Origin of the sequence: Sedimenticola hydrogenitrophicus, from assembly GCF_025175675.1 — a bacterium.
GTDB classification, from domain to species: domain Bacteria; phylum Pseudomonadota; class Gammaproteobacteria; order Chromatiales; family Chromatiaceae; genus Sedimenticola; species Sedimenticola hydrogenitrophicus.
In genome coordinates, this window is sequence record NZ_JANIOA010000006.1 from 118,256 (window position 1) to 135,003 (window position 16,748).

The 16,748-nt window shown below is 60.1% G+C and carries 17 protein-coding genes; 9 read left to right on the plus strand and 8 right to left on the minus strand.

Translation table 11 applies throughout. The annotated features are described in order from the left end of the window. Positions 1 to 531, minus strand: a complete 531-nt coding sequence (locus tag NPX02_RS05480) for an RnfABCDGE type electron transport complex subunit B (protein WP_260292432.1) — start codon at positions 529 to 531, stop codon at positions 1 to 3. Between the two features lie 12 nt (positions 532 to 543). Beyond that, on the minus strand, positions 544 to 1,122 hold the full coding sequence (gene rsxA, locus NPX02_RS05485) for an electron transport complex subunit RsxA (RefSeq protein ID WP_260292434.1): 579 nt from the start codon (positions 1,120 to 1,122) through the stop codon (positions 544 to 546). A 412-nt stretch (positions 1,123 to 1,534) separates the two neighbouring features. Between rsxA and nifL the strand changes: the two genes are divergently transcribed. Together nifL and nifA are read left to right on the plus strand one after the other, a co-directional pair. After that, positions 1,535 to 3,166, plus strand: coding sequence for a nitrogen fixation negative regulator NifL (gene nifL, locus NPX02_RS05490; protein WP_260292435.1), 1,632 nt, complete (start codon positions 1,535 to 1,537; stop codon positions 3,164 to 3,166). 4 nt (positions 3,167 to 3,170) lie between these two features. After that, entirely contained in the window at positions 3,171 to 4,733 is a 1,563-nt protein-coding gene (gene nifA / locus NPX02_RS05495) for a nif-specific transcriptional activator NifA (RefSeq protein ID WP_260292436.1), read from the plus strand. A 250-nt stretch (positions 4,734 to 4,983) separates the two neighbouring features. On the opposite strand, the gene NPX02_RS05500 is transcribed toward nifA, so the two are convergent. Together NPX02_RS05500 and NPX02_RS05505 are read right to left on the minus strand one after the other, a co-directional pair. Then, a complete protein-coding gene (locus NPX02_RS05500; protein WP_260292437.1) occupies positions 4,984 to 5,244 on the minus strand; it encodes a DUF5062 family protein in 261 nt (86 codons plus the stop codon). 4 nt (positions 5,245 to 5,248) lie between these two features. After that, positions 5,249 to 5,668: a GNAT family N-acetyltransferase gene (locus tag NPX02_RS05505; protein ID WP_260292438.1), complete on the minus strand. Its 420-nt coding sequence runs from the start codon at positions 5,666 to 5,668 to the stop codon at positions 5,249 to 5,251. Between the two features lie 204 nt (positions 5,669 to 5,872). Between NPX02_RS05505 and NPX02_RS05510 the strand changes: the two genes are divergently transcribed. The 3 genes from NPX02_RS05510 (at position 5,873) to NPX02_RS05520 (ending at position 9,135) form a co-directional block, all read left to right on the plus strand. Continuing rightward, entirely contained in the window at positions 5,873 to 6,985 is a 1,113-nt protein-coding gene (locus NPX02_RS05510) for an FIST N-terminal domain-containing protein (RefSeq protein ID WP_260292439.1), read from the plus strand. After that, complete coding sequence (locus tag NPX02_RS05515) at positions 6,985 to 8,034, plus strand: sensor histidine kinase (protein ID WP_260292440.1); 1,050 nt, start codon at positions 6,985 to 6,987, stop codon at positions 8,032 to 8,034. Before NPX02_RS05510 ends, NPX02_RS05515 begins: the two co-directional genes overlap by 1 nt. A 240-nt stretch (positions 8,035 to 8,274) precedes the next feature. Next, entirely contained in the window at positions 8,275 to 9,135 is an 861-nt protein-coding gene (locus tag NPX02_RS05520; protein WP_260292441.1) for a WD40/YVTN/BNR-like repeat-containing protein, read from the plus strand. 112 nt (positions 9,136 to 9,247) lie between these two features. Here the strand turns inward: NPX02_RS05520 and NPX02_RS05525 are convergent, their stop codons facing one another. Both NPX02_RS05525 and NPX02_RS05530 read right to left on the minus strand, forming a co-directional pair. After that, on the minus strand, positions 9,248 to 9,616 hold the full coding sequence (locus tag NPX02_RS05525) for a hypothetical protein (protein WP_260292442.1): 369 nt from the start codon (positions 9,614 to 9,616) through the stop codon (positions 9,248 to 9,250). 375 nt (positions 9,617 to 9,991) lie between these two features. Next, positions 9,992 to 10,258, minus strand: a complete 267-nt coding sequence (locus NPX02_RS05530; protein WP_260292443.1) for a hypothetical protein — start codon at positions 10,256 to 10,258, stop codon at positions 9,992 to 9,994. A gap of 229 nt (positions 10,259 to 10,487) precedes the next feature. Here NPX02_RS05530 and NPX02_RS05535 point away from each other — a divergent pair, with 229 nt between their 5' ends. The 4 genes from NPX02_RS05535 (at position 10,488) to sigJ (ending at position 14,279) form a co-directional block, all read left to right on the plus strand. After that, a complete protein-coding gene (locus NPX02_RS05535) occupies positions 10,488 to 11,414 on the plus strand; it encodes an ABC transporter ATP-binding protein (RefSeq protein ID WP_260292444.1) in 927 nt (308 codons plus the stop codon). After that, on the plus strand, positions 11,411 to 12,172 hold the full coding sequence (locus NPX02_RS05540; protein ID WP_260292445.1) for an ABC transporter permease: 762 nt from the start codon (positions 11,411 to 11,413) through the stop codon (positions 12,170 to 12,172). Before NPX02_RS05535 ends, NPX02_RS05540 begins: the two co-directional genes overlap by 4 nt. A gap of 209 nt (positions 12,173 to 12,381) precedes the next feature. Further along, on the plus strand, positions 12,382 to 13,398 hold the full coding sequence (locus NPX02_RS05545) for an NAD(P)H-dependent oxidoreductase (RefSeq protein ID WP_260292446.1): 1,017 nt from the start codon (positions 12,382 to 12,384) through the stop codon (positions 13,396 to 13,398). 5 nt (positions 13,399 to 13,403) lie between these two features. Next, entirely contained in the window at positions 13,404 to 14,279 is an 876-nt protein-coding gene (gene sigJ, locus NPX02_RS05550) for an RNA polymerase sigma factor SigJ (protein ID WP_260292447.1), read from the plus strand. A gap of 423 nt (positions 14,280 to 14,702) precedes the next feature. Here the strand turns inward: sigJ and soxX are convergent, their stop codons facing one another. After that, positions 14,703 to 15,392 carry a sulfur oxidation c-type cytochrome SoxX gene (gene soxX / locus NPX02_RS05555; RefSeq protein WP_260292448.1) on the minus strand — a complete coding sequence of 230 codons (690 nt, stop codon included), beginning with the start codon at positions 15,390 to 15,392 and terminating at the stop codon, positions 14,703 to 14,705. A gap of 27 nt (positions 15,393 to 15,419) precedes the next feature. Continuing rightward, positions 15,420 to 16,256 (minus strand): sulfur oxidation c-type cytochrome SoxA, encoded by an 837-nt coding sequence (gene soxA / locus NPX02_RS05560; RefSeq protein WP_260292449.1) that lies wholly within the window; start codon positions 16,254 to 16,256, stop codon positions 15,420 to 15,422. Between the last annotated feature and the right edge of the window lie 492 nt (positions 16,257 to 16,748).

The window sequence follows — 16,748 nt, forward strand, 5'->3', positions numbered from 1 at the left end:
TCAGGCCGCCCGGGCCGGTTCCGGCCAGTACCAGGTCTGCAGGGTCGCCTCGATTGGGCGCATCTCGATGCACTCGGTGGGGCACACCTCGTAACACTTCTCGCAGCCGGTACAGGCGTCGATGAAGACCGCGTGGATCTGTTTCGGCCCTCCCAGGATGGCATCGGTTGGGCAGCGCTTGAGACACTTGGTGCAGCCGACGCAGAGGTTCTCGTGGACAAAGGCGACCCGGGGCTCCTGCTCCACCACCTCGGAGAGATCGACGCTGACCCCCAGCTTCTCGGCCAGCTGCTCCACCAGGGCCTTGCCGCCCGGTGGGCAGAGGGTGACCGGGGCCTCGCCGTCGGCGATGGCGGCGGCCGCCGGCGCGCAGCCCAGGTAGCCGCACTGGCCGCACTGCGAGCCGGGCAGCAGGCCTTCGATCTCGGCCTGCAGCGGATTGCCCTCCACCGCCAGGTAGGTGGCGGCGACGCCCAGTATGCCCCCCATGATGATGCCCATGGCCGTGATGATGAGAATGGCTGAAATCATCCCGTTATCCCCCTAGATCGTGGTCAGTCCGGCAAAACCCATGAAGGCGAGCGACAGCAGCCCGGCCACTACGCAGGCGATGGGCGCGCCGCTGTAGGCGGCCGGTACATTGGCCAGCGCCAGCCGCTCGCGCAGCCCGGTGAACATCACCAGCACCAGGGTGAAGCCCAGGGCTGAGCCGAAACCGAACAGCAGGCTCTCCAGCAGGCTGTTCTCCTGCTGGGAATTGAGCAGCGCCACGCCGAGCACCGCACAGTTGGTGGTGATCAGCGGCAGGAAGATCCCCAGCACCTGGTAGAGCGCCGGCGAGGTCTTGCGGATCGCCAGCTCGGTGAACTGCACCACCACCGCGATCACCAGGATGAAGGTGAGGATGCGCAGGTAACCGAGATCCAGCGGGGTGAGGACAAAGTGCTCCAGCAGCCAGCCGGCGAAGGCGGCAAGGGTCAGTACGAAGGTGGTCGCCAGGCCCATTCCCAGTGCGGAGTCGAGCTTGTTCGACACCCCCATCAGCGGGCAGAGCCCGAGAAACTTGACCAGCACCACGTTGTTAACCAGGGCGCTGGAAAGGATGATCAGAAAGTATTCCATCGACTGTACGGCTCGTTGAGTAGACACAGTCGTCATCGCAAGGAGTATGCCAGCCGCTGTGCCGGGACGTGGCGGGGTAATTGGTTGGGCGCTTACGGCCCTGATTTGACAGGGAATCCGGGCGGGCAGGGGGCTGTTGGGTGGTTGCCGGTGGGAAACGGCCGGGGCGCGACATGTCGGGTTTGTTACAGACACCACAGGTCTGTTTGTCGGGTTGTCGACAGGTGATCCCTTAACAGAAGGGTAGGGGCAGGCCCCCGTGCCTGCCCGGGTCGATGGCACGGTGAACAGAAGGGTAACCACGGGGGGTTGCCCCTACGGGATTGTGACCCCTTAACAGACCCCGTTAATAGGTGGTATGCCTTTTGCAGCAGCCCGGGTAATGACCTATCGGCATTTGGGAAGCACCGCCATGATCCAGCAAAAATCCAGCGCCGCCAGTGGTGACGTGATCGACGCCATCAGCCGCTTTCTGGCCGCCCCCCCCGAGGGTACCCCGGCTGAAATCATCGAGGCGTTCAACGGCTTCGGCGGCGGCCAGTTGCTGCCGCCGAAGCTGTTTCTCGAAACCGTGGAGCAGGCCCCGGTGGCCATCTCCATTACCGATGCGGCAGCCAGAATACTCTATGTAAATCATGCCTTTGAAGCGTTGACCGGGTATCAGCGGGACGAGGTGATCGGGCACAACGAATCGATGCTCTCCAGCCGCTCGACCCCGCTCAGCGTCTACCAGGAGCTATGGAAGACCATCCAGTCAAAACAGGTCTGGCAGGGCACCCTGGTCAATCACAAAAAGTGCCAGGAGGAGTACCTGGCCGAGCTGGTGATCTCCCCGGTGCTCACCCCCGGCGGGGAGGTCAGCTATTACCTTGGCATGCACCGGGATATTACAGCGGTGCATCAACTTGGACAGCGGCTGAAGTTTCAGAAGAGCCTGACCGAGGCGGCCCTGGATGCGGCGCCCATGGTGGTGGCGATGATTACCGCTGAGCGCAAGGTGTTGCTGGATAACCACGCCTACAAGGCGCTGCTGGGGGATTGCCGCGGCGTGGAGCCGGCCGGGCTGTTCCTCGATGCCCTGGAGCAGCAGATCGATTTCGACCTGGCCAGTGCCTGCCGCACCGGCAAGGGCTTCACCAACGTGGAGATCCGTCTCGACCTGGCGGGCAGTGCTGCACCAAGGTGGTTCAGCTGCTCGGCGGTCCGGGTCGACGAGCTGGACGAGGCGGCGCAGAACTATTTCAAACAGCAGGAGCAGACACGCTACTGCCTGCTGCTGATCGCCAACGAGGTGACCGGCAGCCGCAAGCGCATCAACGAGGTGCGGCTGAACATGATCCGCGCCGGCATGGCGGAACAGCAGATGGTGGAGACCATGCGCGAGGCGATCTCGGGCGCCATCTTCAAGATGCAGGTGCCGTTCAACATCATCCGCGCGGCCCTGGCCATGCCCGGTACGGGCTCCGATCAGTGCGGCGTCTGCCAGGTGTTGCACCAGGCCCTGGAGAGCGGCAACGAGGCGATGGAGAGCCTGCAGGCGGCCCTGCCCAGCCGCACGGTGGAGCAGGCTTCGATGGTCAACATCAACGAGATCCTGCACGAAGTGATGCGCCTGTCGACCGACCGGCTGCTGGCCTCGGGGGTGGTGGTGGACTGGCGTCCGGCCACGGTGCTGTCGAGTGTGACCGGCCGGCCCAATGCCCTGCGCGGCCTGTTCAAGTACCTCATCGACAATGCCATCCAGGCGGTGAACGAGTCCGGCCAGGACTACCGGGAGATCCGCCTGCAGACCCGGCAGCTGGACCAGGAGCTGGTGGTCGAGGTGATGGACAATGGGCCGGGCATCCCGGAAGCGATGCGCCTGAAAGTATTTGAACCGTTTTTCTGCGGCTGGTCGCGCGCCGGCGAGCACGCCGGCATGGGCCTGACCATGGCGCAGGAAGTGATACTGGGACACGGCGGCAGTATCGAGATCGATGCCGATTTCTGCGGCGGCTGCCGGGTCTTCGTGAGACTGCCCATCCACGGGATGGGAGGAGTTTGAGGTGATGTGTGTAACCGATGAATCGGCCGCAGCGGAGACGCTGGGCCCGGACTGCAAGATCCTGGAAGCCACGCTGGAGAGCCTCTACCTGGTGAGCCAGGTGCTCAGCCGCTCGCTCGATTTTCGCGAGACGCTGCAGGAGGTACTGCGCACCCTGAACGACACCAACGGACTGCGCCACGGCATGATCGCCCTGCTGGACGAGGCCAGCGGCAACCTGCTGGTCACCGCGCTGCATGAGAACCCGGCGCCCTTCAACCAGATCCACTACAAGCCGGGCGAGGGGATCGTCGGCGCCATCATGGAGGGGGGCGAGCCGGTGGTGATCGAACGGCTCTCGGACGAGGACCGCTTCCTGGATCGCCTCGGGGTCTACCACCCGGAACTGCCGTTCATCGGGGTGCCGATCTCCATCGCCGGACAAACCACGGGCGTGCTGGCGGCCCAGCCGCAGGGCGGCTTCAGCCCCCTGGCCCGGCAGCAGCAGTTTCTGGAGATGGTGGCCAACCTGATCGGCCAGAGCGTGCGGCTGGCGCGCAAGGTCGAGGACGAACAGCTGGCGCTGAAGAGCGAGCGCGACTCGCTGCGCCGCAAGGTGCGTGGCGAGCACGGCTTCTCCAACATGGTGGGGCACACCCGCAGCATGCGCCTGGTGTTCGACCAGATCCGCCAGGTGGCGAAGTGGAACACCACGGTACTGGTGCGCGGCGAGTCGGGCACCGGCAAGGAGCTGATCGCCAACGCCATCCATTACAACTCGCCACGCGCCAACGGACCGTTCATCAAGCTCAACTGCGCCGCCCTGCCCGACACCCTGCTGGAGTCGGAACTGTTCGGCCACGAGAAGGGCGCCTTCACCGGGGCAATCAGCCAGCGCAAGGGGCGTTTCGAACAGGCCCACGGCGGTACCATCTTCCTCGACGAGATCGGTGAAATCACCCCCGCCTTCCAGACCAAGCTGCTGCGGGTGCTGCAGGAGGGGGAGTTCGAACGGGTCGGCGGCAACCGCACCAACGTGGTGGATGTGCGGGTGGTGGCGGCCACCAACAAGAACCTGGAGTCGGAGGTGCAGGCGGGCAATTTCCGCGAAGACCTCTACTACCGCTTGAATGTCATGCCCATCAATACCCCGCCGCTGCGCGAGCGGGTCGAGGATATCCCCGACCTGGTGCGTTTCCTGATCTCCAAGATCGCCAAAAGCCAGGGCCGCGAACTGCTCCTGGAAGACAGCGCCCTGGGCCCGCTGATGCGCTACGACTGGCCGGGCAACGTGCGCGAGCTGGAGAACTGCCTGGAGCGCGCGTCGGTGATGAGCGACGAGGGCCGCATCGACGGCCGCGCCATCAGCCTGACCGGGTTGCAGAGCGGCTTCCAGAGCTCCACCTCCGGCGCGTCGGCACCCCGGGTCGATATCGACGATCCCGACCTGGATGAACGGGAACGGGTCATCGCCGCCCTGGAGCAGGCCGGCTGGGTCCAGGCCAAGGCGGCGCGGATCCTGGGCATGACGCCGCGCCAGATCGGCTATCGCATCCAGACCCTGAACATCAAGGTAAGGCAGATTTAATAGAACCGCGACTGACGATGCGGGGTGTGACTTGTAGGTTGGGGTGAGCCTGCGAACCCCAACAAGTGGCACTGGATGGAACCATTGTCCGTTGGGGTTCGCCCCACTCACCCCAACCTACACTGAGATTAAATTTTGCGCGAGCCCTAAGCCCAGGTCACGTAGGCGTTATATACCAATCCCGCGATCAGAATTAGGCACACCATTATCTTGACGATATTGAGCCACATGTTGATTGCCAAATCCGTACCTACTGCTTTAACGGGTGGTCTTCAGGTAAGAGTTTGGAAATCCAGATCGCCAGCTTGTGCCGCATCCCGACATCACCCATCTGGTCTTTGGCCAGCGGCTGGATCTGCTTGTCGTGGACCAGCAGCTTGTAGAGGAACTCCACCTTGAGCTGTTGTGAATCGGAGGCATCAAACTCGGCCGCCCCACGTTTCTCGGCATAGATCATGCCGACACGGATGGCCTCTTTCAGCAACTCTTTCTCATTTTTGATCTTCTTCATTTATCTACTCGCTACCGATAGGCTGATGGCGTGCAATAACCCAGCACCGTGGGTTGTTGCTAAAACCAATATGCCCGTAATATGAATTTGCCGCCGGCGCCGCAAGCAGAATCAGATTGCATTTCGGTCCCAATTGAGCCTGGGTAATGATTTGCAGCTGCTTGCCTATACCGCGTCTCTGATAATCGACATGCACCGCCAGGTCGGAAAGATAACAAGCATAATGAAAGTCCGTCATCGAACGGGCCATGCCGACAAGCGAGTCGCCATGCCAGGCGCTGACCATCAGATTGCTGTTGTTCACCATGCCTTCCATGCACTCACGATCATTGATCGGCCGGCGTTCTCCCAGTGTCGAACGAACCAGCAGGTCGATGAATTGATCGGTGGAAACCGGTGCGTTGATCCTGTACTCGATACTCATCAATTTACCCTCGCCCGTCCAGTCATAGCCGCGAATCAACCCAACTGAACACGAATAAGGGTGACTTCGCAACAACTTTGCGCACAACCCGCGGGATGCCGGTGAGCTTTCCGCCTTGACCGACTTTGCCACACGCTCTTCAAGATAGACGCCTCCCCGCCGCTAACGGAACATGACGGACATTCCGCAGGAGGAGACTGGTTCATGGGGCTATTCAGCAACACCGCCTTGACCGAGACCCGGGATGCATCCCGGGCGGTCGAGGAGATCCGACAGCAACTCGACCCCGCCGGACTGAAGGCCGTGCTGCTCTTCGTCTCGATAGACTACGACCTGGATGCGCTGGCCGTCGAGCTCCGCGAGGCCTTTACGGTGCCGGTCTTCGGCTGCACCACCGCCGGCCATATCGGCCCCGGCGGCTACCAGCGCCGGGGCCTGCAGGCAACCGGTATCTATGGCTCCTCGGTGTCCGTACGGACCGAACTGATCCATCCGCTGGAGCAGTGCCAGGCGGCCGTCTCGGCGCTGGGACAGAAAATAGACTCCGATCCTCTCCGTAAGGAGACCCGGCGTTTCGGAATACTGCTGGTAGACGGCCTGTCGCGCCTGGAGGAACGACTGGCGGCTGCACTGCATCACTGTTTTCCGGACATGCCCCTGATCGGCGGATCCGCCGGCGACGATCTCTCCTTCCATTCCACATTTGTCTACGCCGATGGCCGCTTCCTCTCCAATGCCGCCGTGTTGGCGCTGTTCGAAACGGATGCCCCTTTCGCGGCCTTCAAATTCCAGCATTTTGTTCCCACCAAGGAGTTGCTGGTAGTCACCGAGGCTGATTCGGAAAACCGCACAGTGCAGGAGTTCAACGGAGAACCCGCCGCCCTGGCCTATGCGCAGCGCCTGGGATTCGCGGTCGAGGATCTGTCACCCGAAATTTATTCGCGTTTTCCGGTCATGTTTAAACTGGGCTCGGACTATTACGTCCGCTCGATACAGCAATGCAATGATGACCTGAGCCTGACGTTCTACTGCGCGATCGCCACCGGCATCGTCTTGCGCCTGGGGGAAGCGGTCAGCCCCCTGGAGGCGGCAGAGAAGGCGTTCGCCGATGTACACCGCCTGGTACCAAACCCCAGTCTGATTATCGGCTGTGACTGCATACTGCGGCGCCTCGAATTCGAGCAGACCGGACAGCTCCGGCAAGTGGGCGAGTTGCTGGCGCGGAACAAGGTGATCGGTTTCAGCACCTACGGCGAACAGTTCAATGCGTTGCATATGAATCAAACGTTCACCGGCCTTGCCATCGGAGAACTATAATGGACGAGCAAGTTCAACTCCTGGAGCAAAAAATCCTGGCCCAGGACAAGACCATCCGCATACTCTCGGAACGACTGGAACAACAAACCGCCGACAACATATCCGGCTTTGCGCTGTTTGAACAGAACATTACCCTGGAAAACGTCGTCGCCACCCGCACCCGTGAACTCGAAGCCCACCGTGTCGAACTGGAACGCGCGCTGACAGAGCTGAAGGCTGCCCAGGCGGAACTGTTGCAGGCCCAGAAACTTCAAGCCATAGGCCAGCTGGCCTCCGGCATCGCCCACGAAATCAACACCCCGACCCAGTACGTGGGCGACAACATCACTTTCATTACCGACTCGTTCGCAGACCTGCTACAGGCCATGCAACTGTGCGAATCGATGTTGACTGAAGCTCCCGAGAGCGAATCCCCACCCGACTACCGAGGCACCGTCGCCCGCGCCATGGAGCTGGCCGATTTCAATTACCTAAAGGACGAAATACCTCGTGCCCTGAAGGAGTGCAAAGATGGAGTGAGACGCATCTCCGGTATTGTCGGCGCGATGAAAGACTTCGCCCACCCCAGCGGTGGCGTCATGCAACCGGTGGACTTGAATCATCTCATCCAGTCCACCGTGGAGATCTGCCGCAACGAATGGAAACTGATCGCCGAACTGGAAACCGATTTTGATCCCCGGCTGTCCGCCGTACTGGGACTCAAGGATGAACTGGGTCAGGTGCTGCTGAACCTCATCGTCAACGCCGCCCACGCCGTTGCCGACGGCAAGTCCACGGGGGATAAGATGGGGCTCATCCGCATCACCACCCGGTGCGACGGCGACTGGGCCGAAATCCAGGTTCAGGACAATGGCTGCGGGGTGCCACTGGAGTTGCGAGAGAAAATTTTCGAACCCTTCTTTACCACCAAGGAGGTGGGACGGGGATCCGGGCAGGGCCTGGCCATCGTCTACCACGTGGTGACGGACAAGCACCATGGCGAGTTGAAGGTCGACTCCGCGCCCGGCAAGGGAACCATCTTTACCGTGCGCCTGCCCATAGATTCCTGAGGCGACAGGCCGTTGCGCGCTGGCCGGCCAACCAGGCCGCCGCCTGGCCTGATTAATGAGTCGCCACGATGGGGGTTGCCGGGGTGGCTGAAAATGGGTAGGACGACAGCGAGTCCTGCTGCCTCGAACCGTGCAATAGCGAGCAACCCGACTAGAATATCCACTGATACTAGATTTAGCTGCCGGGTTCATGCCGATCGGTCCTTGCGAAAGCCGCACCGGGTACTCTGGAGAAATGTTGTGAAAGCGAATGTTGAATACTTGGCCCTAATCCTGGCCCTGATCCTGGTCCCGGCTATCGGATTGGCCGAATCCGTGCCACTGAATCAGCTGCGGCAAAACACACACTTCCACGGAATTGCGGTCGATCCGCAGACACCTGACCACCTCTACCTGGCAACGCATCACGGTTTTTACCACATCGCGCCCGACGGATCGGCGACACGACTTTCCGAAGATCGCAATGACTACATGGGCTTCACGCCACACCCCCGGGATGTCGAGATTCTCTATGCCACCGGTCATCCGGCGCAGGGCGGGAACATGGGGTTCATCCGTTCCAACGATGGCGGAAAAACCTGGCGGCAGCTCTCCAAAGGCGTGGGTGGACCGGTCGATTTCCACCAGATGGATGTCAGTCGCGCGGATCCGGATCAGGTGTACGGCGTCTACCGGGGAAACCTGCAGCACAGTGCGGACGGCGGCGACAGCTGGAACATCGTGGCGCAGTCGCCGGAAGGGCTGGTGGATATTGCGGCTTCGGCACAAGACGTCAACCGGCTCTATGCCGCCACGCGACAGGGACTGTTGCGTAGCGACGATGGGGGTCGAACCTGGCGCAACGCCCATCTCTTCCGTCAGCCCGCCACGTTGGTATACACCGGGACCGCGGGTTCGATCTACGCCTTCATGGTAGGTCGAGGCCTGCTGCGCGCCGATGAATCCAGACCCGGCTGGCGCCCGCTCGGTCCTAAATGGGGCGACCGCTACCTGCTCCACCTGGCCGAGGATCCAAACAACACTGAGCGCCTGTACGCCATCGCCAGCGATGGAGAGATCCTCGTTAGCCAAAATGGTGGCATCGAGTGGTCGCCGTTCTGATCCGACCCCAAATAGTCCTGTTCGTTTGTTCTGGCACACAAAAAATCCGGATGGCAAGGCCATCCGGATAGTTCGCGGTACAGTCACTGTTAATTCGAAACTGCTGGGTCGTTTACGGTCCCCGCAGCGTCTTGCGGAAGGCCTGTTCCTCTTTCCCGATCTTCACCGAACTGCTTCCGGCTGCGGTAGCGGGTATTGATCTGAAATCTTTTTCAGCCGTATAGGCCACGGTACCCCGGAACGCCTTGCGGAAAGCCTGTTCGTCCTTCCCGATCTTCACTGAATTGCTTCCGGCTGCGGTAGCGGGCATTGATCTGAAGTCCTTTTCAGCCGTATAGGCCACGGTACCCTGCAGCGCGTCGCGGAAGGCCTGTTCCTCTATCCCGATCTTTACCGAACTGCTTCCGGCCGCGGCCAGGGCGATGCCGGAGGTTACAACAGTGGCCAGAATACAGAGGGTGGTAGCGGTCAATGTTTTCATGGAGATGTCTCCTGAATTTGACGAGTCTTTGTTGACACTCACCCTAGGAGACCCGGCAAAAATGATCTTTATTTCGATCTCTACCTATCGAATCACCGGCCGGAGTAGGCACCCGGCTTCGCCAGTGGTAATCAACCGGTGGGTCCTGTTCCTAATTCGAACTAAGAAAACAGGTAACTACTCACGGGGTGATTGGCCTGCCTTGCCGGCCTCACACGATGGCTTTTCTCCTCGAATCCGGCCCCATTTTCAGTGCCTGCCCAAACTCGCTTCGCTCAGACAAGGGCAGGCTTGAATCTGAAAAAGGGACCGGATTCGAGGCGCCATCAAGATCGGCCACCAAGGCAGGCCAATCGCTGCAGGTCGGGTGAGTAGTTATGAAAACAGTTGGAACAAGGTTTGCTTTTCATCGCTGTCTGTTACGGCAGCCATTGCCGTAGTGAAAGCCTGCACATTTTTATCGTGATTGGCGAGCAATCGTTCCAGTTCCAGATTCTCCGAGACACTGGGTGCGCCACCCAACTTATACTTGGTTTCAATCGCGACCAGGTAGTCAAAATGGGCGATCTTGCTATTACTCATGTCGAGAAAGGCCCGGTAGGCTATCTTCGCTGCTTCACTCAATTCATCCACGGATGGCATGATCGATACCCGGTTACTATTCCTGAAGTCAGATTATAGCGGTTGATTGCCGAACGGCATTGCCTTTGTCGGATCACGAGCGCCGGGTTTCCGTGTCCGATGGGAGATGCTGTTCCAATACAAGGACCCATCTGGATTCGCCTATTCAACCATACATACTCTTAGGTTATTCCTTATACAAGTCATCGCTTATTTCCCATCACCGTCCAATTTGCCGTATCATCCGCTCATGACGACCATCATTTCCATCGCCAATCTTTGCAAGACCTACGAGGGCGGCCATCAGGCACTCAAACAGGTCAATCTCGACATAGAGGAAGGCGAGATACTTGCCTTGCTCGGCCCCAATGGCGCCGGTAAAACCACAATGATTTCGGTGATATGTGGATTGGTGTCCCCCACTTCCGGCACGGTTACCGTGGGTGGTTTCGATATCATTGAGAATTATCGGCAAACCCGCAGTCAGATTGGCCTGGTCCCGCAGGAACTCACCCTGGCGGCCTTCGACAGGGTCTGGGATACCCTGTGTTTCAGTCGCGGCCTGTTTGGGAAAAAGCCAGACGATGCCTATCTCGAACAGCTGCTCAAGGATCTGTCATTGTGGGATAAGCGGAACAACGAACTGCGCACGCTCTCGGGTGGCATGAGGCGCCGGGTGCTGATCGCCAAGGCGCTGTCCCATCAGCCGAATATTCTATTTCTGGATGAACCGACGGCCGGGGTTGACGTTGAGCTGCGCAAGGATATGTGGCGGATCGTCAACCGGCTGCGTGACTCGGGTGTCACCATCATCCTGACCACCCACTACATTGAAGAAGCCGAACAGATCGCAGACCGGGTGGGTGTGATCAATCATGGGGAGCTGTTACTGGTCGATGACAAGGTCAACCTGATGCGGGAGCTGGGGCGTAAACAACTGATCATTGAACTCAAGGAACCGATTAATAACATACCCGAGTCAATGGCTTCCTATGCGCTTGAACTTTCCGCTGATGGACATGAGCTGATTTTCACCTACGACACCCAGGGTAATAACACCGGTATCACGGCACTGCTCCAGGCATTGCATTCGGCCGGGATATCCATGAAAGACCTCAATACAACGCAAAGTTCGTTACAGGATATATTTGTCAACCTGGTGCAGGCACCGCGATGAACATACAAGCCGTAAAAGTCATCTATAAATACGAAATGTTGCGCACCTGGCACACCCTGTTCCAGAGTATCGCATCACCGGTTTTATCGACCGCGCTCTATTTTATCGTGTTCGGCTCGGCCATCGGATCGCGCATACAGTCGGTTGATGGCGTCACCTATGGGTTATTTATAGTGCCTGGTTTGATGATGCTATCCATTCTGACGCAGAGCGTGTCGAATGCCTCGTTTGGTATCTTTTTCCCCAAATTTACCGGCACGGTTTATGAAGTCATGTCGGCCCCGATCTCCTTCTTCGAGATCCTGCTGGGCTATGTCGGCGCCGCGGCGACAAAGTCCCTGATCATCGGCACAATCATCTTGATTACCGCCAGCTTTTTTGTCGAGTTACGCATTGATCATCCGATCTGGATGGCCATGTTTCTTATCCTGACCTGCGTCTCATTCAGTCTGCTGGGCTTTATAATCGGCCTGTGGGCAAACAACTTCGAAAAGTTGCAGGTCGTGCCCCTGTTGATCATCACACCGCTGGTCTTTCTCGGTGGCACCTTCTACTCGGTCAGTATGTTACCGCCCCTGTGGCAGACCATTACGCTGTTCAACCCGGTGCTCTATCTGGTGAGTGGATTTCGCTGGAGTTTTTTCGAGGTCTCGGATGTCAATGTGGGCATCAGCCTGGGCGTCATCCTGCTATTTCTGGCGATCTGTTCCGGCATCGTGTGGTGGATGTTTAAGACAGGGTACCGCCTCAAGCAGTAAACCGATCACATGGCCCTGGCTTTACAGAGCCGGGCTCAGACGGTCGGGGACACAATACTTAACTGCAGGAGTTAAGTAATGTGTCCCCTGAACTCTCAGTCTGAATCGGGACCGAAGCGGCCACGTCGCGGGAGGGGGCCGGCCAGGCTGTCACGTTTCGCTGCGGTGTTTTGTCTTGGGGGTACCTGCAACCACACAAGAGGTTTCCCATGCAAACACTGCTCCGCATCGATGCCAGCGCACGCGCTGATGGCTCCCACACCCGCGCCCTGGCGGACCATTTCCAAGCCCGATGGCAAGAGGCCTGCCCCGAGGGCGAGGTGATTTGGCGCTCCCTCGCCGATGACCCGGTCCCCCACCTGACCGACGGGCTGATCCAGGCGTTTCAAGCGTCGGGCGATGCAAGGGGCGCTGCCAGCCACCTGTCCGACACCTTGATCGAAGAGTTGCGCCGGGCCGATCATGTGCTGATCAGCAGCCCCCTCTACAATCTCAATGTCCCCTCGCCCTTGAAAGCCTGGTTCGACCACGTGGTACGCTCCGGGGAGACCTTTGCCGCCGAACCGGACGGCTACCGGGGGTTGCTCGATGGCAAGCGGGCGACGGTGATTGCCGGCCGGGGCGGCCTGGACTCCGGCACCGGCACGGACGACTTTCAGTCCCCCTACCTGAAGGCAATCCTGGCGTTTATCGGCATCGAAGCGGTGGATATGGTCACTTTGGAGGAAACCGCCATGCCCGATCCGATTCGGCTGAAGGCCTGGGCCTGCGCCCGGCTGCAGGTGGACCGCCTGTTCGGCAGGGATGGGGCGGGTCCGCGCTGGATCGGCGAATTCAGCGACGATGACCGACGCCAGATCGATGACCTTCGCGGGGGCCAGTCGGACGCCATCGTCAAGGGCGATGCCCGGGCCTATGCGGACCTGTGCGCGGAGGACATCCAGCTCCTGATCCCCGGCCGCGAAGCCGTTGCCGGCCGGACGGCTTTCCTGGAAGCGGAAGAGCAACTCTTCCTCCACGCGACATTCGCCAGCTTCAGGAAGCGGCCCCTGAGCATCGAGCGCAGCGGCAACCTTGCCATCGAGGTGGGGCTCCAGGAGGTCGCCATGGACGATGATGGGAACCGGGGCGGCATCTTTGCCAGCCGCCAGAAGTACACCCACGTCTTCCGGCTTTGCGAGTCCGGCTGGCGCTTCGCGGTGCTCATGTCCAATCCCTGCGAGTGACCACCATGGCCATCGACAAGACGCAAATCTTCGAAGAGAACCGCCGTACCCTCGAAGGCATTGCCTACCGCATGCTGGGCACCCTGGCCGATGCGCGGGATGTGGTCCAGGACACCTACCTCAAGTGGAATGAGGGCGACGCCGCCACCCTGCGCTCACCGCGGGCATGGCTGATCACAGTCTGCAGCCGCAAGGCGCTCAACCTCCTGCAGTCCGCCCAGCGGCAACGGGAAACCTATTTCGGCGAATGGCTGCCGGAGCCAATGCCGGCGGGCGCCGGCTTCGACCTTGCCGCCAAAATGGAACTGGACGAGTCGATTTCCATCGCCCTGCTCTTCGTGCTGGAAAAGCTGTCCCCTGCCGAGCGGGCCGCGTGGCTCCTCCATGATGTCTTTGATCTCGGCTTCGACGAAATCGCCACCATCCTCGGCAAGACCCCCGAAAACTGCCGGCAGCTGGCTGCCCGAGCGCGCAAGCGCGTTCACGACGGGCGCCCCCGTTTTCAAACCCAGCCGGAAGAACATCGAAAATTGCTTGCGGCGTTCTTCGATGCCGCGCGGGACGGCAGTCTGGCGCAGCTGACCGGCCTCCTCAGCCGCAACGTGGAACTCTATGCGGATGGCGGCGGCAGGGCCGAGGCCGTCGCGGACATGCTCTGTGGCGCCGAAACCGTCGGCGCGTTCTTTGTAGAGGTTTTCCGGAAATACGCCGCCCAGGGCGTCGCGATCCGGCCGCTGCCGCACTGGTTCAACGGCCTTCCCGGGCTCCTGGTCTTCGAGGATGAGCAGCTGGCCACGGCCCTAACCCTGGAGATCGATCAAGGGCGAATACGCCGGATATTTGCCATCCGCAATCCCGACAAGCTCGGCGCGTTCAGTTGATGGGTCGGACACAGGGAGGACAGCCGCTTCCCTCTCAATGGCGACCGGTTACCCAAAAAGTCCTGCCGGATTGCGCCGCCGGGCGAAGTTGCCAATGGAGAGAGCAGCGACGATGAGATGTAGCGTTGAGCCTGGGCCAAGCCAGGGGGGGTGCACTCTTCGAGGAAACTCAGCAGTTCTTCCCGCAGCCGGTGGTAATCCGGGTCTTCGAGCAGCTTTTTTCCGGGAGTGGGGCCGGGGCAGGTTCACTTCCAGGATTTTCCCGACCTTGGCCCGGGGGCCGCTGGTCATCATGACCACTCGGTCGGCGCAGCGAGGTTTTGGTGCGCCACTCCGGTGAGCTGAGTAAAAAAGGCCACTGCTGTCGCCATCAGTGGCCTTGCATGCAGCGGCAATCAAGCGGCCGCCAGGGCTCGAGCCCGGTTACTTGTTGACCAGCGATTCCGGATCGAGCAGATAGGCCATGACGTCGGCGATCTGCTGTTCGGTCAGGAGTCCGTTGGCGCCGAACCTCGGCATGTTGGTGCAGGGGAAGGATGCATGCGGGTTATAGATCATGTCGTAGGCGTACTTGAGTACCTCCTCGCCGGTACCGCGCTGCTTACCAAAGCCGGTCAGGCTGGGACCGATACTGCCGCCAGTGCGGTCGGTGGCCAGCTGGTGGCAGTTGTAGCAGGTGGCGCCGGGCTCGCGGGTCTCATGCTTGTCCGGATTGTGCGCGGTGCGGAAACCGAAGCCGGACCAGGCCAGTTCGCGGCCTTTTTTCCAGTCACCGAGCTTGATCCCACCCTCCGGGTACTTGATAGACGCCAGCGCCAGGCTGCGGACCTTCTCCGCCGTCTGGGCATCGATCCTCTTGCCGTTGCGCGCGACCGCGGAGCAGATCTTCTGCGTCTCGTCCTGGGTCAGGCGTACGCGCCCGGTGGTGCCTTCCTGGGTCGGCTGATCCTGGTAGAAGCCATCGGCAGCGAACACCAATTGCTCGGCCAGTGCCTCCGCCTCTGCGTTGGCGGAGCCGGATTTGCCCGTGCCGGTTGCGGTGCAGCCGGCGGTGACCAGGAGCAGCGCAGTGGCGGCAGCGATGACGGGCGTGTTGGTAGTTTTCTTGAACATATCTCGAGTCCTCTCGTCCGTCGGCGATTATCGTTTCAGATCGGGCAGGATGGCCGGTTGACCCCGCGCGGCATCGGTCCAGAACAAGAACAACGCCATAGCTGTGTCGGAGCCGGGCTTGATGTTGGGATAGCGCATCTGGTACAGGCAGCCGCGCAGACGATGCTGGCTGCTGCGCACGTTGTGCTGGCCGACGCGTTCCGCGGGCCACGAAATCGCCTTGGTCCATTCATGCGACTCGTGCACGTTCGGCAGCACCGAGGCGCGAATGCGCTTGCCGGTCTGGGTATGGCAGGTGGCGCAGCTGAAATCCATCGGCCCGGCGCGGCGATAGAACATCACCTCGCCGGCATCGCGCAGGGCCTTTTCCATCGGGTGCTTCTGCGACGGATTCCAGGGCATACCGTTGGACTGCATGGCGATGTAGGTCTGCAGCTTCATCATGTCCGAGCCGGAACCGTGCCGCGACTTGACCGGCTTGTCGTCGCTGGCGAAGCCTTGAAGGGTGGTCATGCAGTGGACCAGGCGAGCCTCGAGGTCCATCACCCTGCCGGTGTCGGCGAAGTAGCGCGGCATCTCGACATAGGCACCCTCGAGCACTCCGGGACCCTTGCCGAAGTCGCAGCCTTCCAGTGAGACGTTGTTGGGCCCGCGCGCCTGTTTGAACAGTTCCTCGCCCTCGTCGGCGACAAACAGCGCCGGGTTGTCCGGCATGATTATCAGGTTCTGCTGGCTTTGGGTCAGGTAGGGAGAGTTGGAATCGTCGATCAGTTTCTGCAGCACCTCTTCGGGTGCCGGTGCCGCACCGGCGGTATCTGCCAGGAGCAGCGCAACGGGTAGGGCAAGCAAGGTTTTTTTCAACATTGACTTATTCCTCTGGAAGATTGGGATCCTGTGCGGAATCCGGGCCATCCTGGAATTGACCCGCACCGCCTGTGCCGCCACGAGTAAAAGAAGCATAGACGCCCTTTTCCGTTCTGGCCAACGTATATTCACGAGCGCCAGCAGGTCATCAGCCCCGCTACTATAGGGAATTCCCCCCAGTTGCCACCGGGCTGCTCGCGAAATCCAGCGAGGTGCGAAGGTAACGGGTGAAACCGACCCTGGAGGTGCAGATTCCCGAAAATTGACTATGCCACTACACCCAATCGTCAAGCTGTGAGTCTATTTCCATGTATATTGCATGGTAGATTTCATTTGTAACTATATGGGGAATAATGTGATGCAGTCCAAGGAAAACCGCCATACGTTAAACTACTTTTCCCAATAGCATCAGCGATTGATATTTGCTGCAATGCCACGAACTAAAAGCAGGACCCACAGAATACCTGCAAAAACTCGTCTCCTTGACCATAA

What these genes read in the sequence shown, in the direction of transcription:
- NPX02_RS05480 (WP_260292432.1), bottom strand. Translation starts at nt 531, where the DNA reads ATGATTTCAGCCATTCTCATCATCACGGCCATGGGCATCATCATGGGG.
- rsxA (WP_260292434.1), bottom strand. Translation starts at nt 1,122, where the DNA reads ATGGAATACTTTCTGATCATCCTTTCCAGCGCCCTGGTTAACAACGTG.
- nifL (WP_260292435.1), top strand. Translation starts at nt 1,535, where the DNA reads ATGATCCAGCAAAAATCCAGCGCCGCCAGTGGTGACGTGATCGACGCC.
- nifA (WP_260292436.1), top strand. Translation starts at nt 3,171, where the DNA reads ATGTGTGTAACCGATGAATCGGCCGCAGCGGAGACGCTGGGCCCGGAC.
- NPX02_RS05500 (WP_260292437.1), bottom strand. Translation starts at nt 5,244, where the DNA reads ATGAAGAAGATCAAAAATGAGAAAGAGTTGCTGAAAGAGGCCATCCGT.
- NPX02_RS05505 (WP_260292438.1), bottom strand. Translation starts at nt 5,668, where the DNA reads ATGAGTATCGAGTACAGGATCAACGCACCGGTTTCCACCGATCAATTC.
- NPX02_RS05510 (WP_260292439.1), top strand. Translation starts at nt 5,873, where the DNA reads ATGGGGCTATTCAGCAACACCGCCTTGACCGAGACCCGGGATGCATCC.
- NPX02_RS05515 (WP_260292440.1), top strand. Translation starts at nt 6,985, where the DNA reads ATGGACGAGCAAGTTCAACTCCTGGAGCAAAAAATCCTGGCCCAGGAC.
- NPX02_RS05525 (WP_260292442.1), bottom strand. Translation starts at nt 9,616, where the DNA reads ATGAAAACATTGACCGCTACCACCCTCTGTATTCTGGCCACTGTTGTA.
- NPX02_RS05530 (WP_260292443.1), bottom strand. Translation starts at nt 10,258, where the DNA reads ATGCCATCCGTGGATGAATTGAGTGAAGCAGCGAAGATAGCCTACCGG.
- NPX02_RS05535 (WP_260292444.1), top strand. Translation starts at nt 10,488, where the DNA reads ATGACGACCATCATTTCCATCGCCAATCTTTGCAAGACCTACGAGGGC.
- NPX02_RS05540 (WP_260292445.1), top strand. Translation starts at nt 11,411, where the DNA reads ATGAACATACAAGCCGTAAAAGTCATCTATAAATACGAAATGTTGCGC.
- NPX02_RS05545 (WP_260292446.1), top strand. Translation starts at nt 12,382, where the DNA reads ATGCAAACACTGCTCCGCATCGATGCCAGCGCACGCGCTGATGGCTCC.
- sigJ (WP_260292447.1), top strand. Translation starts at nt 13,404, where the DNA reads ATGGCCATCGACAAGACGCAAATCTTCGAAGAGAACCGCCGTACCCTC.
- soxX (WP_260292448.1), bottom strand. Translation starts at nt 15,392, where the DNA reads ATGTTCAAGAAAACTACCAACACGCCCGTCATCGCTGCCGCCACTGCG.
- soxA (WP_260292449.1), bottom strand. Translation starts at nt 16,256, where the DNA reads ATGTTGAAAAAAACCTTGCTTGCCCTACCCGTTGCGCTGCTCCTGGCA.